This is a genomic window from Pseudomonas brassicacearum subsp. neoaurantiaca (assembly GCF_013608025.1).
Taxonomy (GTDB): domain Bacteria; phylum Pseudomonadota; class Gammaproteobacteria; order Pseudomonadales; family Pseudomonadaceae; genus Aquipseudomonas.
This window is the reverse complement of sequence record NZ_VDLV01000058.1, coordinates 42,366-42,706: the sequence shown is the minus strand read 5'-3', so window position 1 is coordinate 42,706 and position 341 is coordinate 42,366. Positions and strand designations below refer to the sequence as shown.

Here is a 341-nt window from a genome sequence, read left to right as displayed (position 1 = left end):
TGCTCGCGAAGGCGTCCGTTCAGCCGGCATCCATGTCGACTGATACACCGCTTTCGCGAGCAAGCTCGCACACAGTTGTTTTGTGATGGCTGAATATCCGCAACACCCCCAATCCCCTGTGGGAGCGAGCTTGCTCGCGATGGCGGCGGCTCAGCTTGACTTGATGTCGGGTCTATCCCTTGGCTGCAGTCGCTGCCATTGCCTTCGCTTCCAAATGATCCAACGCCCGCTCGACCAACAACTGAACCCCATCGGCCATGCGACTGATCGCCAGGGCGACGCAGCGGCGTGATTCGTCGATGTCGTCGGCCAGGTCGGCGGCGATGGTGCTGATGGAGAGC

Annotated in this window: 1 protein-coding gene; it reads right to left on the bottom strand. The window is 61.0% G+C overall.

The window, feature by feature from the left end:
- Positions 1-172: 172 nt before the first annotated feature.
- Positions 173-341, bottom strand: a 169-nt coding sequence (locus FHK92_RS27670; protein ID WP_258232747.1) for a DUF6124 family protein, incomplete at its 5' end; no start/stop codon positions are given.